Annotated in this window: 22 protein-coding genes; 5 read left to right on the top strand and 17 right to left on the bottom strand. The window is 64.3% G+C overall.

Features of this window, described 5'->3' with window-relative positions:
• Nucleotides 1-55: 55 nt before the first annotated feature.
• The 4 genes from lexA to AC07X4_RS07940 all read left to right on the top strand — a co-directional run bounded on the left by lexA (nucleotide 56) and on the right by AC07X4_RS07940 (nucleotide 2522).
• Nucleotides 56-730, top strand: a complete 675-nt coding sequence (gene lexA / locus AC07X4_RS07955) for a transcriptional repressor LexA (RefSeq protein WP_056062380.1) — start codon at nucleotides 56-58, stop codon at nucleotides 728-730.
• 566 nt (nucleotides 731-1296) lie between these two features.
• Entirely contained in the window at nucleotides 1297-1482 is a 186-nt protein-coding gene (locus AC07X4_RS07950; protein WP_494739763.1) for a hypothetical protein, read from the top strand.
• A gap of 402 nt (nucleotides 1483-1884) precedes the next feature.
• Nucleotides 1885-2322, top strand: a complete 438-nt coding sequence (locus AC07X4_RS07945) for a hypothetical protein (protein WP_494739762.1) — start codon at nucleotides 1885-1887, stop codon at nucleotides 2320-2322.
• Nucleotides 2295-2522 carry a hypothetical protein gene (locus AC07X4_RS07940; protein ID WP_494739761.1) on the top strand — a complete coding sequence of 76 codons (228 nt, stop codon included), beginning with the start codon at nucleotides 2295-2297 and terminating at the stop codon, nucleotides 2520-2522. Before AC07X4_RS07945 ends, AC07X4_RS07940 begins: the two co-directional genes overlap by 28 nt.
• Nucleotides 2523-2528: 6 nt before the next feature.
• Here the strand turns inward: AC07X4_RS07940 and AC07X4_RS07935 are convergent, their stop codons facing one another.
• Nucleotides 2529-3137 carry a hypothetical protein gene (locus AC07X4_RS07935; RefSeq protein WP_494739760.1) on the bottom strand — a complete coding sequence of 203 codons (609 nt, stop codon included), beginning with the start codon at nucleotides 3135-3137 and terminating at the stop codon, nucleotides 2529-2531.
• Between the two features lie 230 nt (nucleotides 3138-3367).
• On the opposite strand from AC07X4_RS07935, the gene AC07X4_RS07930 reads away from it, so the two are divergent.
• Nucleotides 3368-3694 carry a hypothetical protein gene (locus AC07X4_RS07930; protein WP_494739759.1) on the top strand — a complete coding sequence of 109 codons (327 nt, stop codon included), beginning with the start codon at nucleotides 3368-3370 and terminating at the stop codon, nucleotides 3692-3694.
• 28 nt (nucleotides 3695-3722) lie between these two features.
• Here the strand turns inward: AC07X4_RS07930 and AC07X4_RS07925 are convergent, their stop codons facing one another.
• The 16 genes from AC07X4_RS07925 to AC07X4_RS07850 all read right to left on the bottom strand — a co-directional run bounded on the left by AC07X4_RS07925 (nucleotide 3723) and on the right by AC07X4_RS07850 (nucleotide 16043).
• Entirely contained in the window at nucleotides 3723-3941 is a 219-nt protein-coding gene (locus tag AC07X4_RS07925) for a hypothetical protein (protein ID WP_494739758.1), read from the bottom strand.
• Nucleotides 3938-4345 (bottom strand): DUF1353 domain-containing protein, encoded by a 408-nt coding sequence (locus AC07X4_RS07920; RefSeq protein WP_494739757.1) that lies wholly within the window; start codon nucleotides 4343-4345, stop codon nucleotides 3938-3940. Before AC07X4_RS07920 ends, AC07X4_RS07925 begins: the two co-directional genes overlap by 4 nt.
• A gap of 2 nt (nucleotides 4346-4347) precedes the next feature.
• The gene (locus tag AC07X4_RS07915) at nucleotides 4348-4830 is read right to left on the bottom strand and encodes a glycoside hydrolase family 108 protein (protein ID WP_494739756.1); all 483 of its coding nucleotides are present in this window, start codon (nucleotides 4828-4830) and stop codon (nucleotides 4348-4350) included.
• A 3-nt stretch (nucleotides 4831-4833) separates the two neighbouring features.
• Nucleotides 4834-5115, bottom strand: a complete 282-nt coding sequence (locus AC07X4_RS07910) for a hypothetical protein (RefSeq protein WP_494739755.1) — start codon at nucleotides 5113-5115, stop codon at nucleotides 4834-4836.
• The gene (locus tag AC07X4_RS07905; RefSeq protein WP_494739754.1) at nucleotides 5112-5534 is read right to left on the bottom strand and encodes a hypothetical protein; all 423 of its coding nucleotides are present in this window, start codon (nucleotides 5532-5534) and stop codon (nucleotides 5112-5114) included. Before AC07X4_RS07905 ends, AC07X4_RS07910 begins: the two co-directional genes overlap by 4 nt.
• Nucleotides 5527-5997, bottom strand: a complete 471-nt coding sequence (locus tag AC07X4_RS07900; RefSeq protein WP_494739753.1) for a hypothetical protein — start codon at nucleotides 5995-5997, stop codon at nucleotides 5527-5529. Before AC07X4_RS07900 ends, AC07X4_RS07905 begins: the two co-directional genes overlap by 8 nt.
• Complete coding sequence (locus AC07X4_RS07895) at nucleotides 5997-6404, bottom strand: hypothetical protein (RefSeq protein WP_494739752.1); 408 nt, start codon at nucleotides 6402-6404, stop codon at nucleotides 5997-5999. The genes AC07X4_RS07900 and AC07X4_RS07895 overlap by 1 nt, the downstream gene beginning before the upstream one ends.
• Before the next feature lie 6 nt (nucleotides 6405-6410).
• Nucleotides 6411-7250 carry a hypothetical protein gene (locus AC07X4_RS07890; RefSeq protein ID WP_494739751.1) on the bottom strand — a complete coding sequence of 280 codons (840 nt, stop codon included), beginning with the start codon at nucleotides 7248-7250 and terminating at the stop codon, nucleotides 6411-6413.
• Nucleotides 7247-7906, bottom strand: coding sequence for a hypothetical protein (locus AC07X4_RS07885; protein WP_494739750.1), 660 nt, complete (start codon nucleotides 7904-7906; stop codon nucleotides 7247-7249). The genes AC07X4_RS07890 and AC07X4_RS07885 overlap by 4 nt, the downstream gene beginning before the upstream one ends.
• Nucleotides 7906-8841 (bottom strand): hypothetical protein, encoded by a 936-nt coding sequence (locus AC07X4_RS07880; RefSeq protein ID WP_494739749.1) that lies wholly within the window; start codon nucleotides 8839-8841, stop codon nucleotides 7906-7908. The genes AC07X4_RS07885 and AC07X4_RS07880 overlap by 1 nt, the downstream gene beginning before the upstream one ends.
• Complete coding sequence (locus tag AC07X4_RS07875; protein WP_494739748.1) at nucleotides 8838-13721, bottom strand: phage tail length tape measure family protein; 4884 nt, start codon at nucleotides 13719-13721, stop codon at nucleotides 8838-8840. Before AC07X4_RS07875 ends, AC07X4_RS07880 begins: the two co-directional genes overlap by 4 nt.
• Nucleotides 13722-13727: 6 nt before the next feature.
• Nucleotides 13728-14063, bottom strand: coding sequence for a DUF1799 domain-containing protein (locus tag AC07X4_RS07870; protein WP_494739747.1), 336 nt, complete (start codon nucleotides 14061-14063; stop codon nucleotides 13728-13730).
• Nucleotides 14064-14152: 89 nt separating this feature from the next.
• Nucleotides 14153-14488, bottom strand: a complete 336-nt coding sequence (locus tag AC07X4_RS07865; protein ID WP_494739746.1) for a phage-derived protein YdaY family protein — start codon at nucleotides 14486-14488, stop codon at nucleotides 14153-14155.
• A 143-nt stretch (nucleotides 14489-14631) separates the two neighbouring features.
• Complete coding sequence (locus AC07X4_RS07860) at nucleotides 14632-15282, bottom strand: phage tail tube protein (RefSeq protein ID WP_494739745.1); 651 nt, start codon at nucleotides 15280-15282, stop codon at nucleotides 14632-14634.
• Nucleotides 15283-15306: 24 nt separating this feature from the next.
• Nucleotides 15307-15747 carry a hypothetical protein gene (locus AC07X4_RS07855; protein WP_494739744.1) on the bottom strand — a complete coding sequence of 147 codons (441 nt, stop codon included), beginning with the start codon at nucleotides 15745-15747 and terminating at the stop codon, nucleotides 15307-15309.
• Nucleotides 15744-16043: a head-tail joining protein gene (locus tag AC07X4_RS07850; RefSeq protein WP_494739743.1), complete on the bottom strand. Its 300-nt coding sequence runs from the start codon at nucleotides 16041-16043 to the stop codon at nucleotides 15744-15746. The genes AC07X4_RS07855 and AC07X4_RS07850 overlap by 4 nt, the downstream gene beginning before the upstream one ends.
• Nucleotides 16044-16071: the final 28 nt, after the last annotated feature.

The following is a 16071-nucleotide window of genomic DNA, read 5'->3' as shown; positions in this document are numbered from 1 at the left end:
TACTGGATTAAAAAACAGTTGCTCGCCACTGTAACCGCCTGCACCGGAAACCACCATGCTCGACAACCCCAAACTCACCGCCCGCCAGCAGCAGATTCTGGATCTCATCCAGACCGCCATCGCACGCACCGGCGCGCCTCCCACCCGCGCAGAAATCGCGGCCGAGCTGGGTTTCAAGTCAGCCAACGCGGCCGAAGAGCACCTGCAGGCCCTGGCCCGCAAAGGGGTGATCGAACTGGTCAGCGGCACCTCGCGCGGCATCCGCTTGCGCGGAGACACAGTTCGCTCCATCAACGCAGCCCGTGGCAACCAATTCAGTCTGCCCATCCCGGGTCTGTCGCAGCTGGTCTTGCCCCTGGTAGGTCGGGTGGCTGCGGGGTCGCCCATTCTCGCGCAGGAACATGTGGACCAGACCTACAGCGTGGAAAACAGCCTCTTCCAACACAAGCCCGACTACTTGCTCAAGGTGCGGGGCATGTCCATGCGCGACGCCGGCATCATGGACGGTGACTTGCTCGCCGTGCAGTCCACCCGTGAGGCTCGCAATGGTCAGATCATCGTGGCCCGCCTGGGCGATGATGTCACCGTCAAGCGACTTCGCCGCACGGCCACTGCCATCGAGTTGCTGCCCGAAAACCCCGACTATCCTGTGATCGTGGTGCAGCCCGGCGAGCCTTTCGAAATCGAAGGACTGGCAGTGGGACTTATCCGCAACACCATGCTGATGTAGCTTGTGCCCCAGGGGCCGCACCGTGGGTGGCGGGCGTTTGGTGAACGGATACAACCGATTCACCAGCCCTGCGGTGCAGGTCCCGTTGAATGCCAAGGCCTCTCAGGCAATGCTTGATGGATCGGCGGAGCAGCTGGCTGCACTGTCGAGGGATCAACTCGCACTGCGTCTGTCTGCACTGGTGTTCGACCACTTTGCAATCCTGCCTATGTTCAACCCCCGACTTTCGGAGTTTTCACATGGGAATTGCTTTGTTCACCCTGTCTGCTGTGCAGAACCCTCTTCGCAGTCTTAAAAAGCTGCTTGCCAACCCAGCCGGTGCCCCCAAAGACAGACTGGACCTGCGGGCACAGCCAGTCGGCATGAGACGTGCCAGGCCAGACAACTCCCCAACATCGGCCTCCCGCAGCGACGACGCCCAAGCCCTGGTTCCCAGCAACTCCACAGAGCCACAGGCGCAACGTCCATTGCGCGGAAATTGGCCCTTTACCGCCAAACCTCCAGCACGAACGCCGGAAAGCCCGACCAGACCCTCTGCCACCCACCGCTCCTTCCTGCCAACACACATGGCCGGCAGCAAACGACAGGCCTTCTTGGCGTCGGTGGGTGTAGACCACTGCCCACCACAATCCACCCGGGTGCTGCGTCGGGCCTCTGACACAGGCACCTGCCGCCTGGTAATTGCCGGCCGCATGGCCGATGTGTGCGCAGAGCTGGACCGCCTGGCAGCGTCCGAGGCGCTCCGGGCCTGATTCGCAGAGCGCAGCAGGCGGCACGAGCGCCAAGCCCTCTTCTACGCCCCACGCACCAAGGCTGAGGCACTGTCAGGCCGCGCTCGATCCGCAAACGTCTAACACCGGGGCACCGGCAGGTCCAAAAATCCGCACCGAGCTGCAGCAGTCGTGGTGCATGGCACTCTCTGAATGCGGACTTCCGTGCACGCGCAGTGCAAGAAGTACGTCTGCGGGGCCCATGCAGCACTCAGTCACCAAAAAACCGCAGGCTTTGGTATGCCCAGCACGGCCCCTGTGGCATTCCCCTGCGCCCGTCAAGGCACAATGTCGGCATGAATATTGTGATCCTTGATTCTCATATTCCCCAATGAAACTTAAAAGACTTCCATATAACTTACGCTGTTACCTACGCTGAATTTTATGTTCTGCGAAGTTACTCCACTGCGCGCTCAAGGCCTGCGCCTGCGCCCCGACGAATGGCCAGAGCCATCGCGTGGGCTGCTACGCATGCAGCACATGTCCCACGATCAGTGCGCGGCCAGGCGCACCGTGCGGCGCGTGGATCTGCTGGGGGAATGGGTGTCGCACCCCCTCACCCTGATGATTCTGTTCGAGCCGGAGTTTGTGGACGTGGTGGGCGATGGCTTTCTGCTGCGCGGGCATGTCATCGACTCCAGCAGCGGCCGCAGCTACGAATACGAGCAGCTGTGGCTGGTGCGCCCCTGCAGCGCCCCCAATGCCCCACCTCTGCCGCGCTTTGATGCGCGCAAGTGGATGAAGAAAATGCCGGTGGAAGAGCGCACCGGCAACGAACCCCCAGTGAGCGAACAATGGCACAAGACCCACGTCAGGACCTGATCCCCTACCCCACCCTGCTGCGCACGCCCACCTGGTACGGCGGCTTGCCTGACGAGCTGGTGCTGCCGCTTGAGGCTGCGGCCTACCTGGTGGAACAAGTGGAGGCCGACCGCTGGGCGGTGACCGTAAAGCACACGGGCGAAGTGCTGTATCGAGGGATTGGGCCGGTGGAGGTGGTGGAGTCTCCGGCGCCGTTTTAGGCGGGGCTATTTTTTAATGGGATGCGTATCTAAATACTGCTTAATAGAAGAAATCACATCGGCCGCCAAAGTCACAGTAAGCTGATCCCGCGTTTTGATTTTTGGAGCGTATTCAATTAACTGCCGGATCACGCCATTTGCCTGAGCGCGAGCCTCTTGCGATCCAGTGTGACGACTGAGGAAGTCAAAACCCTCAAACCGCCCGATCAGCTCCGTATTGAATTTGAATGTCGCGATGAGACCACTGACCATGATGTAGAACCGAACAATTTTTGATCGCAAGTCATCGTCAGCTATTGCCCCGAGAGCTGCTGCATTTGCCTCGTAGACCGAAAATCTCTCGTGCGTTACAGGCCAAACTATCATGAGAGGCTGCCCATCCTGAAGGGCCAATAATGACTCTCGCACGGATGTCTGATACATCAAGAGCAGCGCATTTATCTCATCCTGAATTGACATCAACAGGTTATGCGTAGCTTGAAGTTCAGCATACTCCTTTGCCTTTCGCTGTTGCCAAAATGTTAGCCAGACTCCGCACAGCGCGATAGCACCACCCACGAGAGAGCCAGCGATTGCTCCGAGAAATTCATTGCTGCCAGGATCAAAAGTAGCCATACCACTCCTTATTAGGAGAACATGCTAATCGATGCGAGGTAATGGCCCGTCATCCCTTTGCGGGACGGCCTGCCGCTGCACCCTCTCCTGCAACTCCCTGGCCAGCTCGCGCTGGTCTCGGAGTTGTTTGTCTTTCTGGGCCTTGACGGACTTGCCGCCAAGGCCGGTAGCACGGCGCTTGTTCGAGTGCATGCATTCGCCTTTCTGTTTTGGGCTGAAAATCCCCGGCCATGGCTACCCAGAACATCGTTGACCTTCCCCCGCACCACCCCGGCATGGCAGAACTGCACCGCCGGGTGTCGAACGCCTTCCGCACGCACTGGATCAAGCACCCAGGCAAGACGCCGCAGAAGCTGGTCCTGACCCAGAAGCAGGCCGAAGACCTGGCTCTTTGCCGCCTCTACGGCGCCTCATCCATGGGGAGCGCCTATAAGGTGGACAAGGCCAAGTTCAATGACCGCCCTATTGAAGTCGCGGACTCAACAGCCGGCGCGCTGGTGGCGCATGACGGCACCGAAATGCCGCTGGCTGACTTCGACAAGATGCCCACGGCGTAACGCCGGCGCGCAGCCGGCGATTGGGAAACTACACGCCGGTGGTGGGCGGCTTTGATGGCTGGGCCTGGCTGGCGCCGGTTGCGGCCGCAGCTCCAGCAGGTACGACACCAGGCGCCACAGTGGTGGCCGAGCACTGGCCAGTGACCCCGTGGGGGATGTAGCAGGCAGCGCCCACTTTGAAGCTGCTGCAGCCGGACATGGCCACCAGGGCGGCGGCGATGCAGAGGGCGAGGACGTTCTTTTTCATGGTGCTTGCCTTTCGGTTTCGGGTGGTAAGGGAATTGAGTTGGCCCATGCGCCCTGCCCGCCCAAGCGGACGGCCAGCCACATCAGGTATTGGTCGAGGTTGTTGACCTCGTTTTTCATGGCGGCGTAGAAAACCGCATCGGCCCACGCGCGGGGGTACTGGCTTTCGTACAGAAAGTCGTGCAGCACGGCCGAGCGGCGGGCCTTGCCCTCGAAGGCCATGAACATCACCGGCAGGCGGGGCACGCTGGCCAGGTCGGTGATGAAGCCCCGGGGCACGGTGATCACCGCGGAGTCGTCGGCGGTGTCGGTCTCGATGAGGGCGGCAAAGTCTTCGTGCAGCACCCATTCGTCGCCGTTGCCGTGCGGCTTGAGCAGGGGCTGGTTGAGGAAGGTGACGCGCATGGTCAGTTGTCCCGCGCGGCGTACCGCAGGTTTTTGGCAACCCGGCGCGTCCACCCCCGCCCAAAGTGGTCGAAGGTCTGCAGCTTGGCGTAGAACTCCAGCCGCTCGGCGTTGAAGTTGAGCACCAGGTCGGCGGGCTCTTGCCGCGCCACAGCGGCCAGGGTGACAGGGCCAATCACTCCGTCGTCAGCCACACCGGCGGCCCGCTGGATCCACCGCACAGCGTTACCAATGCCATGGTTCACGGCCGCATCGAGGGCCTGGAAGACAAACGGCACCGGCAGCTTGTCGCCCTGCACGCGCTGCCAGAAGTCGCGGTGGTAAATGGCAATGGCGTCCTGGCGCGTCAGGTCCTTGATGTTCAGGTGCGGATAGCTGCGCTTGCTGATGCCCCACTTGGTTTCGCCGCCCGGGTCGTTGGGGTCGTTGACATAGCCACCTTCGTGCGAGAGCACGCGGTCTACAAGGTCAAGGTACAGGGACATGGGCTAGCCCTCCTTGACGCGGGTGCGCACGATCAGCACGGCAAAGCCCAGCATCACGCACACGTCTTGCAAGGTGGGCCGCTCCAGCGGCAGCAGCGGCGTGATGAGGGCGCCAGCGCCCCCCAGGCCCAGCAGCAGCCAGGCAAAGCCCTTGAGCCAGGCCGTGACGCGCTCGCGCGGGGTGAGGCCCGGGGCGCACGGCGCGGTGCGCTCCAGCTTGTTGAGCGCTTCGGCCAGCACGATGAAGCCGGCCACCCAGTGCAGCAGCAGCAAGACCGTGCTCATGGCGCACCTCCAGCATCTGTAGAACCGCCCGCCTTACCCCCCTGCCCGCCCACCTTGTCGCGGGCCAGCATGAGCATGCGCTGCGCGAAGGCACCCACCACAAAGGCGGCGCCAAGCTGCCAGGGCTCACCCACGATGGATGGCACAGCAAACATGGGCGTGAGGTAGCCCGCCGTGAAACTGGAGGCCGCCACCACCGACATGCGTTTGAACGTGGTGCGCACCAGCTCGATCCACGTGTCACCAGTGCTGGGCACGCTGTTGAGGATGAAGACGGCACTCATGCCGCCAAAGAACCCCGCCACCAGCAGGTCCGCACGCAACCCGAGGGGCACGCCGAAGGCGGTGATGGCGGTGGTTGACATCGCTGTGGCCGCCAGGGTGGCGATGCCGGCGGCGGTGGACGTTGGCTCAGGCATGCGCAATCCCTCCCAGGCTTGGTGCGTTTTGTTGTGGTTGTTGTGGGTACATGGTGCGGACCAGGGCGGCAGCGCCGTTGGGGCCGTGGCGCCATGGCTCTTGCCAGCGCAGGGCGGCGCCGAAGGCTTCGCTGCAGAACCAGCCGCGCTCGCTGTCGGCGATCCAGGGCAGCACAAAGCGCAGGTTGCCGGGCAGGTCGTAGGGCTCGCCGACGTGGAACTCGAACCAGTCGCGGGCGTACACCTCCAGCGCTGGCGGCAGGTCGAAAAAGTCCCAGTGCTCGGCATCGAACTCAATGCGCTTGAGCCGCACCCCGCCGTCAATAAGCGAGGCAGAGCCGCACCAGCCGTCACCGAACTCGATTTCGCAGTGGCTGTAGGGCCCGCGCTCGATGACGCGCACAGCGCGGCTGTACAGGCCCTGCAGGCCTGGACGAGTGCCCCGGTAGAAGGCGGCACGCATCAGGGCCCCTTGTAGCGCTCGATGTCGGTTATGGGCGCGGTCAGTATCTGCTCGGCCCTGCCCACAGCCAGCAGGCCGGCCGCCTCCAGCGCCTGCACACCGGCCTGCAGGTCAGCTCGGGCCAGGTCGATGTGCTGGGCCGAGTTGACCTTGTGCAGGTAGCGCCGCAGTCCTGCCGCTTGCACCGTGGCGCCGAGGCTCGCCAGGTCGATGGCCACAGCCTCTGCATCGGTGAAGCGATCAAGGAAGGCCAGACGGGTGATGCGCAGGTCGGCCGGTGGTGCCGGCTCCCCCTGCTGCTCTGCCACGCGCCACGCGCCGGGATAGAGCTGCTCTGCAGCCTCTTCGTCTGCAATGATGGTGCCGACCACGACACCGTTTTCGAGAATTTCGATTCGCTGTGTCATGGTCAATCAAGCCTCTGGTTGGAACACGATGAATGCATAGCCGTCGCCACCAGCGCCGCTGGTGGTGCCTGCGTAGCCGCCACCGCCGCCTGCGCCACGTCCACCTTTGCCAGGAGAAGCAGAGCCAGAGATGGAGCCCGAACCGCCTGCAAACAGGCCACCTGCCGTCGTTGTCTGATTGCCACCAACGCCAGCCAGGCCCGCCGTGTTGAGCCCAAGGAAGCTGATGCCCAGCTCGAAAGAAGGCAGAGCCAGGGGCGCCGTGTAAAAAGTACCGTTTGAGTTGCCGTCCGCCCCCACGCTACCGCCCGGCGTGCCGGTGGAGCGACCGAGGCCCGTGCGGAACACGTCCACCGCAGCACCGCCGGAACCCAACGTGCCCGCTGCAAGCTGCCCAGCGCGAAGGCCCGGCACCCAGTAATCCGCGCCCACGACAGTCGCAGTCGGGGCGGTCTGGATCAAAGGGAACGAAGCGCCCTTGATACCCGGCTCACCGGGGTTGCAGGTCATGATGGTCGTGCCATTGAGCTTGACCAGCGTGGCATTGCCAGCTATGCCGCTACCCGCCACCGTCTGCCCAGCGCCACCAGCGCCAATCACAAACTCGACCACATCGCCGACAGCGACATTGATGATCTTGACGCCCCAGGGTGCAGAGTTCGCCCCCGTAGCGCCTTCGCCGCCGGTGGTGGTGAAACCACCGGAGCCGGTGCCACCCATGGCAGCAATTTGCAACTTGCCCTTGCTGGCGATGGTGATGGACTTGGACACCAGGATGGGCAAAGCCCACCCGCCGAGCGCCCCCGATGCGGAACCACCGCCGAATGCCTGGTTGAATGTGATCATGCGAAGGTGCTCCCGTCGTAGACAGCGTTAAACCGGCCCCGGTTGGGCCAGGACATGGGGGCCTCGGGTGTCTCGCCTGACACCGTGTAGGCCCCCCAGTTGATGAAGCAGCCGCCGCCCGAGGCGTTGCGCCCGCCCACAAAGTCATCCGCCGTGAAGCCCGCAGGGATGGTGAGCGTGATGCCCGCCGTGGTGGCGATGTAGAACACGCCGGACACAGCGTTGGTGTTGGAACCGATGCGCGCCGACACCTGCCCCACGTTGAGTGATGTCCAGTCGGCCGACACGCCTGGCTGGCTGGTGGTGACATCGGCCAGGTTGTTGAGCAGCATCCAGAACCGGCCGTTGTGCTTGACGCAGGCGGGTTTGTTCAGGGGGCCAGTCAGGTCTGGCCACTCGCCCTTAAAGTTGGCGGCGGCAACGGCCTGGCTTGCTGCCGTGGATGCAGAGGCCGCCGCTGTCACGGCTGCAGTGCTTGCAAGACTCGCCTCTTCAGCGTTGTTGTTGACGTTCTCGGCTAGCGCGTTCATCTGCATGCGATAGGCGCCGCTGAGCGCCTGCTGGAACGGATACGCCCGGGAATCGAACGTCGCGCGGTCATTGGGGTCTGGCGCCGTAGGAAGCGCATCAACCGGGGTTGGGGCAACGATTGCCATCAGATGAGTCCTTTCACATTGACCTGCAGGGTGGCGATGCCAAAGCTGTCGTAGCTCATCGAACAGCTGCCGATGCCAAAGACGTTCAGGCCGTCAAAGCCTTGGGAGGTGGTTGCGATCCACGACACAGGCACATCGAGCACCTGCTGCACCGTGGCCAGGGCTGCGTCTGCCTTCTGGCGAGGGATGACCACCGTTGCACGTAGGTTGGTGGACTTGCCGCGCCGTTTGATGGTGGTGGTGCCGTCGTCGTTGGTCTTGATGTAGCTGTAGCTGGTGGGCTCTGCCGATGCACCGCCCGTGACGCCGCCCCACTCTGCATCGCCGAGCAGTGGCGTGAGGTCGCCCACATTGATCATTCCGATGCCGACAGCAACGCCCGAGGCGGCCGTGACGGTGATGGTCAGCTCGGCCGCGGGACGAATGGGCAGATTGCTCAGCACCAGCTTCTGGATGGGCCGGCGCTTTCCGAACATATAGTCGTACCAGCCGGTGGGCGGCTCGGTGAGACTGGCGGCGCCGGTGGCCGGGTAGCGGTAGATCTCCGTGCCGCCAGGGGCATCTTTCACGCTCACCACGATCTGCGTGCCGGTGAGGCCGTACAGACTGATTGCATTGAAATAGCCTGGGCTCAGCACGTAGGTGATGCTGGCGGTGGCCGTGGCCGCCGTGTTGGTATAGGTGTCGAATGGGGCGTAGCGCTGGGTGGGTCCGGCGTCGAGCCAGTAGGCGGTGTCAACCTCAGGCAGCGCCGTACGCCCGGTGTGCGCTTGGACGCACTCGTAAACGCGGTGGGTGATGGCGCGAATGCGGCGGTCGCCCAGCACGTAGTTCCCAGCAGACACCCAAGCCGTTTCACCAGCTGCAGGCTCTGCGATGGTGGTGCCCGCGCCGATCATGGCGTCGGTGATAGTGATGGGGACGAGGATGTTCATACGGTTTCGTCCTCAACAAGCGCCATAGGCACCGGGGATATCGGGTTGCCGTTGGTGGCGCGGCTGGTGTCCTGCGTGTGCCCCTCGATGGCTGCCAGGCGGGTTTCAAGGCGCGCGTTCTGCTCCAGCAAAGCAGCCATGAGCGCTTCCATCTGCCCATTGCCACCGCCCATGCCCGGATTCGCGGCCGGGTTGTAGGCCTTGGGCACAATCTTTTCGCCCTCGTGGACCATGGCCAGCATGTCGCGTGGCACGTAGTCGGTGCCCACGTCGAAATACGTGACCTTGCCCAGAATTCCGCGTCGATACAGGTCCAGCTCGTTTTCCGTCAGGTAGTCCACGCTGCCATCAGAGAAGGTGCGTTTGCCTGTGGTCGCGTCGATCTTGGCGGGCGTGGATGTGCCACCGCCCATGCCAGGGCCGAAGCCAGCACCGCCACTGCTGCCGCCGATCTTTTCAGGCTTCAGGTTGCCGGTTTCGCTCGCGTTCGGGAACATCAGCTTTTCAAGGCTCTTGACCGCATCAGCCACGCTCAGCGTCGCCTCATACGTGCCGTTGGCAATGTCGATCTGCTGTTTCCAGTATTCGAGCGTCTGGTCCAGTTGCTTGCTTTGTGCTTCCAACTCCTTCACCGTGCGCTCGGCGCTGGAGAGCTGTTTGCCCGTCAGGCCTTCCAGCTCCGACAGCTTGCCGGCCAGCACCAGGCGGTCGCGGTCCAGCTCGAACTGGCTGGCGTAACCGCTGGAGTCCAGGCCGCCGCGCGCGGCGCTGATGGCGTCTGACAGCTGGGTCTGGTCGGGCAGGGAACCCGTTGTGCGGGCGGTGGCCAGCGCCTGGGTGATGAAGTCGTTGCCCTGCACGGCCAGCATGGCGCGGGTGGAGTCCACTTCGCCGTACAGCTCTTGCACGTTGGTCTTGAGCAGGTCGAACAGGCCGCTCATGGTGTCGGCCACTTCGCGCGCCACGTCGATTTGAGTCTGCAGCGCCTTCTTTTCTGCGTCGATGGCGCGCTCCAGGCCGCGCAGGGCCTTGTCGCGGGCGTCGGCCTGCTCTTTGGCGATGCGGGCCGCAGCGTCGTCGGCGCTTTCGTTCAGTTGGGCGAAGGTGCCAGACAGGGCCAGCAGCGTGGCGGCCGTCTTGGAGGCGTCCTTGCCGATGCCCAGCACCTCGGCGTTCACATCGATCAGCCCAGCCAGTCCCTTGTCGAATGCTTCCGGGTCGAGGCCCTTGGCGGCCAGGTCGCTGACGCCAGCCAGGAACCCGTTGAGCTTGCCAGCCAGCGCCGGGTCGGCGGGGCCATTGCCCAGCAGGTTCGGGTTGATGCCCGACACGATGCTGCGGCCGGCGGCATCGGCCAGGGTGAAGCCGTCTTTGCCAGCGCCTGCGATGGCGTCGTTGATCTGCTTGGACAGGGAGGCGCGGGCCTTGTCCTGCACATCGACCTGTTCCAGCGTGCCCTCCACCAGGCGGCGGAATTCGTCGCGGTTCTTGGGCACGTCAATGCCCAGCTCGGCGAACTGCTTGTCCACCTGCTTTTGCAGGTTGGCGCGCTTTTCCGCGTCGGTGTAGAAGTTGTCGTAGTAGGTGTTGAGGTTGGTTTGCAGCTTGTCGAAGCCACCGGCAGCGGCGGCCAGGCCTGCAGCGGCGTCGAAACCCATCTCTGCCAGCTTGTCCAGGCCCATAGCCTCGAAGGCGGTGGTGAGGTTCTGCACCCCAACGATCTGGGCGTTGATGGACTCCAGCAGCGCGTTCGCAGCCTCTTCGCTCAGGGCCTCGGCATCCACACCCTTGAGCATCTTCTGCACGGTCTGCGGGATGTCGGTGACGGACTGCAGCGCCTGGATAGTGGACTGCTTCAGGTCGAGCGTGAAGTTCTCCAGAGCGGTCTTGAAGTCGGGGCTGTTGGTGCTGAACTTTTCGTACAACGTGCCCGCGTAGTTGTCGCCCTTGCCGCTCTCACCGAAGGTGGTGCCGTCGGACAAGATGCCGCCCGCAAACACACCGCCCCGGCCCTTGCTGGAGGTTTCCAGGCCCGCAGAGAAGCCCGTCAGCGTGGCCTTGCTGCCCAGCGCCTTCAGGAAGGCATTGATGCCGCTGGCCGTGCCAGACACCGCATCGCGGATGGCCTGCTCGTTCTGCACCGGGTCGCCCTCCAGGCGGTAGGCCTGGCCCGCGATGAGCGCATTGCGCTGGCCGTTGGAGAAGTCGCGGTCGAACTGCTGGCCCTGGTAGGTGTAGACCTGATCGCGGCGCTGGTTGGTCACGGTGCCATCGAACGACACGCCGAACTGGCCGCCGGTGCGGGTTTCGCCCTTGGTGGCCTTGCTGATGGCCACCAGGGCACCGATGCCCAGGGCGATGGGGCCCAGCACCCCCATGATGGTGCCCAGCCCGCCAGCCGTAGCCCCCGACCCGATCAGGCCGCCACCCAGTTGCAGTCCACCGATGATGTTGCCGCTCATCAGCTGTCCGAGGCCAGTTGTGATGCCTGCGCCGAAGTTGCCAGCCAACGCACCCACGCCGCTGAGAATGCCCCCAGCGCTGCCCAGGATGCCGCCGCCGCTGGCAGCAGCAGTGGCCGCGCTGGCAGTGCCAGCCAGGCCCAGCGCGCCGGTGATGGCGCCCGCCACGGGGTTGATGATGGCGCTGATGATGGGCCGCAGCACCAGCGTCTTGAACATGTTGACGATGGTGTCGCGCAGGTTCTTGGCAAAGCCCTTGCCCGATTCGAAGCCGCGCAGCAGCGCGTCGGTAAGCGAGCGCTCGATGGTTTCGGACGTGCGGGTGAAATCGTCCTGAATGACCTTGTTGACGGCGGCAGAGCCTGCCACGCGCTGCTTTTCGCGGGCCTTGATGCGCAGCTGCTCTTTGTCAGCGTCCTCCAGGCCGGACTGCTCGATCTTTTCGAGGTCGCGGGCCAGCTCCAGCTCAGACTGGCGCAGGGCGACGATCTTGGCGCGTTCCAGGGCCGACAGGCCGGTAAGGCGCAGCTCGTCCTGGTACAGCGCGGCCTGCTGGTTGGCGGCGGCCAGTTCGCGGTCCAGGGATTCGTTCATCTCCTTGAACCGGCCTTCGGCGCGGGCGGCGTTCAGGCGCTCCTGCGCCTGGATCTGGGCCTCCAGCGCGGCGATGAATTTTTCGCTGAAGCTGTCGGAGGCCTGGGCCTCGGCCATGCGCGACTTGAGGGTGGCCAGGGCCAGCTCATCGATGGCGGCAGCACCCTTGCCGTACACAGCGTTGGCGGCCTCTTGCTTGTCCGCCTGGTCTTGCAGTGCGTCGGCGGCCTTGAAGGTGCTCTCGACCAGCTTGGCGTATTCGTCGGTGGACTTTTTGACGGCCTTCTGGCGCTGCTCTTCAGCTGCTGCCGCGCGCTGCACCAGGCCGAGCTTTTCAGCCTCTACCAGGGCCAGCTCTTTGTTGGCGCGGGCGGTGCCGGTGATGCTGGTCTTGAGGTCTTCCTTGATCTTGAGGGCCATCCGCTCGCCGTCGTTGAGCTTGGCACCCTCCAGGCCTTGCGTGCGCAGGGCCTCGATGTACTTTTCAGTTTCGGTGATCTTGGCCTTGATGGTGGCCAGCTCGGACTCGCCAGTGGAGGCACCAGCCTGGTCCTTGAACTGGTCGCGGATGGCACGCTCGCCACGCGCCACGGCATCGGGAGCCAGGCGATCGGAGTTGGGATTGACGGCCCGCAGCGCCTCCAGCTGCGTGCGGTATTCCTTGAGCGCAGCATTCATCTGCTGCTGCTTGGTGAGGCCCTTGTCCTGGGTTTTGAGCAGCGCATCGGCTGCGTCAATGCCTGCCTTCTCGGCCTTGGCGCGATCAGCCTGGGCGTCTGCGCCCCGGCGCATCATGCGCTCCTGCTCCTGCAGCAGGTTGATTTCGTTGCGCAGGGCCTCGATGCCCTTTTCACGGGACGCGCGCATGGCGGGGTTGTCCACCGCCAAGGGGGTGTTCAGCCGCTGTTCAAGGTTTGCGCGGGCGCGGTCGAGCTGGTCCTTCAGCGTGTCGGGACGGCCCACGTTGAGCATCTTGTCCCATGCCCATTTGGACGCATCGCCCACCGCGCGCCATGCACGCTCGACATAGCCCAGCCTGCCCTCCAGCGTGGACGCCACCAGGCTCATGGCCTTGTCGTAGGTCTGCTGAGAGAGTGCCGCGGCCTCGCTGGCCTTGCCTTGCTCTTGCAGCGCCTTGATCTGCTCGTACACCGCCGCCGTGAGGTAGTTGTAGCGCTCGTTGAGCTTTTTGGCAGCCTCCACAGGCTCCTTGCCCAGCTCGGCAAACTCCTTCACCGTGTCTTTCACGGCGACGCCCGCATTGCGCTCCAGCCGGATGGCGGTGGCGGTGAACTGCTCCAGGCTCTGCGATGCAACACCGCCAGTGCCCACCAGCTGGGCCACCACCTCGGCGGCCTTGGACTGGGTGCCCACCACGGCCGACACACGCTCTGCCATACCCTGCAGCTGCGAGGTGGTGACGCCAGCGGCATTGCCCGTGAGGGCGATGGAGCGGGCGTAGGCATCAGCCTCGGCACTGCCCTGCTTGTACGCCACGGCCAGGGCCACCCCCGCCGCAGCTGCCAGCGTGAAGGGGCTGATCAGCCCCGCCACATACCCGCCCAGCGCCTTGGCCGCATTGCCCGCGCCGCCGAACATGTCCTTGAGCTGGCCGCCCTGCTGCAGGAAGACGGTGAGCGGCTGCTGGCCACTGGCCAGGCTGGTGACGATATCGGTGAACTGTGCCGGCACGCCACGCAATGCGGCGGCCGTCTGCTTGGCGGACACACCAACGGCGTCCACCCCGCCAGCCACACGGCGCAGGCCTTGCTCTGTGGCTTGTACGCCGTCGAGACTGAGGGTGATGCCAATGGGTGCGGTCATGCAGCGTTACCGGTTGGTTGGAGGTGGTGGCGGTGACTCTTTGGCGCGCAGCTCGGACCACGCTTCAAGGCTTGCGAATTCGCAGGCCTGCAGGCAAGCGAACAGCTCGCGCCGCTCGGGGCCGGGCTCGATGCCGTGCTCGTCCAGGTAGGCGCGCACGCCGCTGTAGTCGAGGCCCGTGGCGCCAGCCACGCCGGTGCGCCACTGGGTTTGCAGCTGCTGCCAGTGGCCCCATGCATCAACGCATTCGGGCCACAGGTACACGATGTCGCCCCCGGGGTCTGGCTCGCCCTGCGCGTCAAACGCACCCACGGCCGCAAGCTGCGAGAGCAGCCCACCCATGGGGCTGGACGGGTCTGGACCCGGCTGCTGTGGCTGTTGGGCAGAGTGGCGCGCATGGTTGTGCTCAGCGATCCGGCGGGCGACCTGGGCTAGTTTTTTTCCTTGGCGCCGTTCTCGCGCATGTAGGTTTGCCAGGCGAGCGCAGCCACGCCGGGGATCTTGCTCAGGGCCTGCCACGCGTCGGTGGTGTAGGGCACGGCCTGGTTGTCTTTGTCCTTGACGCCGGACCAGTCTTCAATAACACCAGCCATGAAGTCGGCATAGACGTAGGAGCCGTCTTCGTTCTTTTTGGCCTGGATTTCATCGGTGTCGAGGCGCTTGCAGGTGAGGGTGAAGTCGAACGGCTGGTCTACACCGGCTTCGTTCTTGATGCTGCCCTTCACAGGGAACTTGACCTTTGGAGATACGACGAGAGAGATAGACATGGGAGAAGCCCGATCAAAGGCCCGATGGGAAGGGAGTGCGCGGCGTGCCCGCTCGGGCAAAGACGGAGCCAGCAGGCCTTGCAGCCCACCGTGCCGCGCACGAAACCATGCGCATGCCGGGGTGCGGCATGCGCGCTGCGCGATCAGCTCGCGTAGACGGTGGGGAGGTTTTGCGCCTCGATGGTCACAGGGGTCTGCACCACGCCCTGGGCCTGGCCGGTGGGCACACCAGCGGCGCCCACGTAGCCGGTCATCAGCATCTTTGCGCCGGTACCGAAACGCAGGCGGATGGCGCGCTTGGTCTTGGACTTGTAGGCCTTGTTGCACTCCACGAAGCCGGGATCGGTCAGGTCGAAAAAGTTGGTCATGGCCAGTGTGAGGGGCGCGGCAATGGTGGGCACCTGCTTGCGCACCTGGTCGTGGATGGTGGTGACGTCGGCCTTTTCGTAGTCGCCACCGCTGGGGCTGATGCTCTGCACGGTGCTGAAAGAAGCGCCGAAGGTGACGATCTGGTAGCTGCCGTTGATGAAGGTGTCGTACAGCGAGGTGTCTTCGCCTTCCAGCTCGAACGTCTTGGTCGTGGTGTTGACATTGGCGATGCGGAAGATGCGGTCATTCACCTGGCTCATGCCGTTGGCGGTGATGACGATGTGGTCGCCGTTGGCGGGGTTGACGACCCCGCTGTAGGTGGCCACGCCGGGGGATGCCTTGCTGATGGCGGTGATAGTGACGGCAGCAGCCAGTGCGGTTTGCACATCGATGCCTACGTTGGTCCAGAAGATGGGGTTTGCCATTTGGGTTACCTCGTTGGAAGGTGATCAGAAGAAAGACGCAGACGCCGTGGCGTGCCGCACGTAAAAAGTCACCGTGGCGCAGGCGGTTTGCTCGCCGTCCACGTCGAAATCCCAGGACACGCCCTGGGGGTCGATGGACCCCACCAGGCCGCCGAGGGATGGGTCTTGCATCAGCCGCTGCACGGCTGCGCCCATCAGCTCGTCCACCGCCACATCCGCCGGGCTGGAGGCACTGCCGCGTGCGTAGCACTCCACCGCCGCAGCCGTGAGCCACAGCGCCATGGCGCCCTGCCCCACCGATGCGTCGCGCTCTGCCTGGGCGGGCCGCACCACGATGGCCGTGGCCATCTGCTGCGGTATCACCCGGGCCCGGGCGCGGAACACGTTTTGGGAAACGGGTGTGGCGGCCTGCAGGGATGCCTGCATGGCGCCGAGCACCTGGGCGAAGACGGTGGGGGTGGTCATGCGACCTCCAGCAGCAGGCGTGTGACGCCGGTGCCGTCGGGCTGGGCGTCGGCCACCACGTAGGGGACCGCTGCGCCATCCACAGTCACCACCACGCTGACGCCCACCGGGCTGGCGGGCACCTGCGCACTGGGCAAGGTGATGGCGGGCATGGCACTGACCATGCCCAGCGGCCCCACCGAGCCCTGAACCGCAGCCGCGTCGAAGATGACAGGCACATCGGCACCACCGGCAAAGCTCGCCATGGTGGCGAAATCTGCGGTGCTGAAGAAGGCGCTGATGTCTTCGGTGAACATGCTGGGGGTCAGGGCGGTAGTGGGCTGG

Source organism: Acidovorax sp. GW460-11-11-14-LB4 (assembly GCF_059423685.1).
The sequence above is the reverse complement of the archived record's forward strand: the minus strand, read 5'-3'. Positions and strand labels throughout refer to the sequence as shown.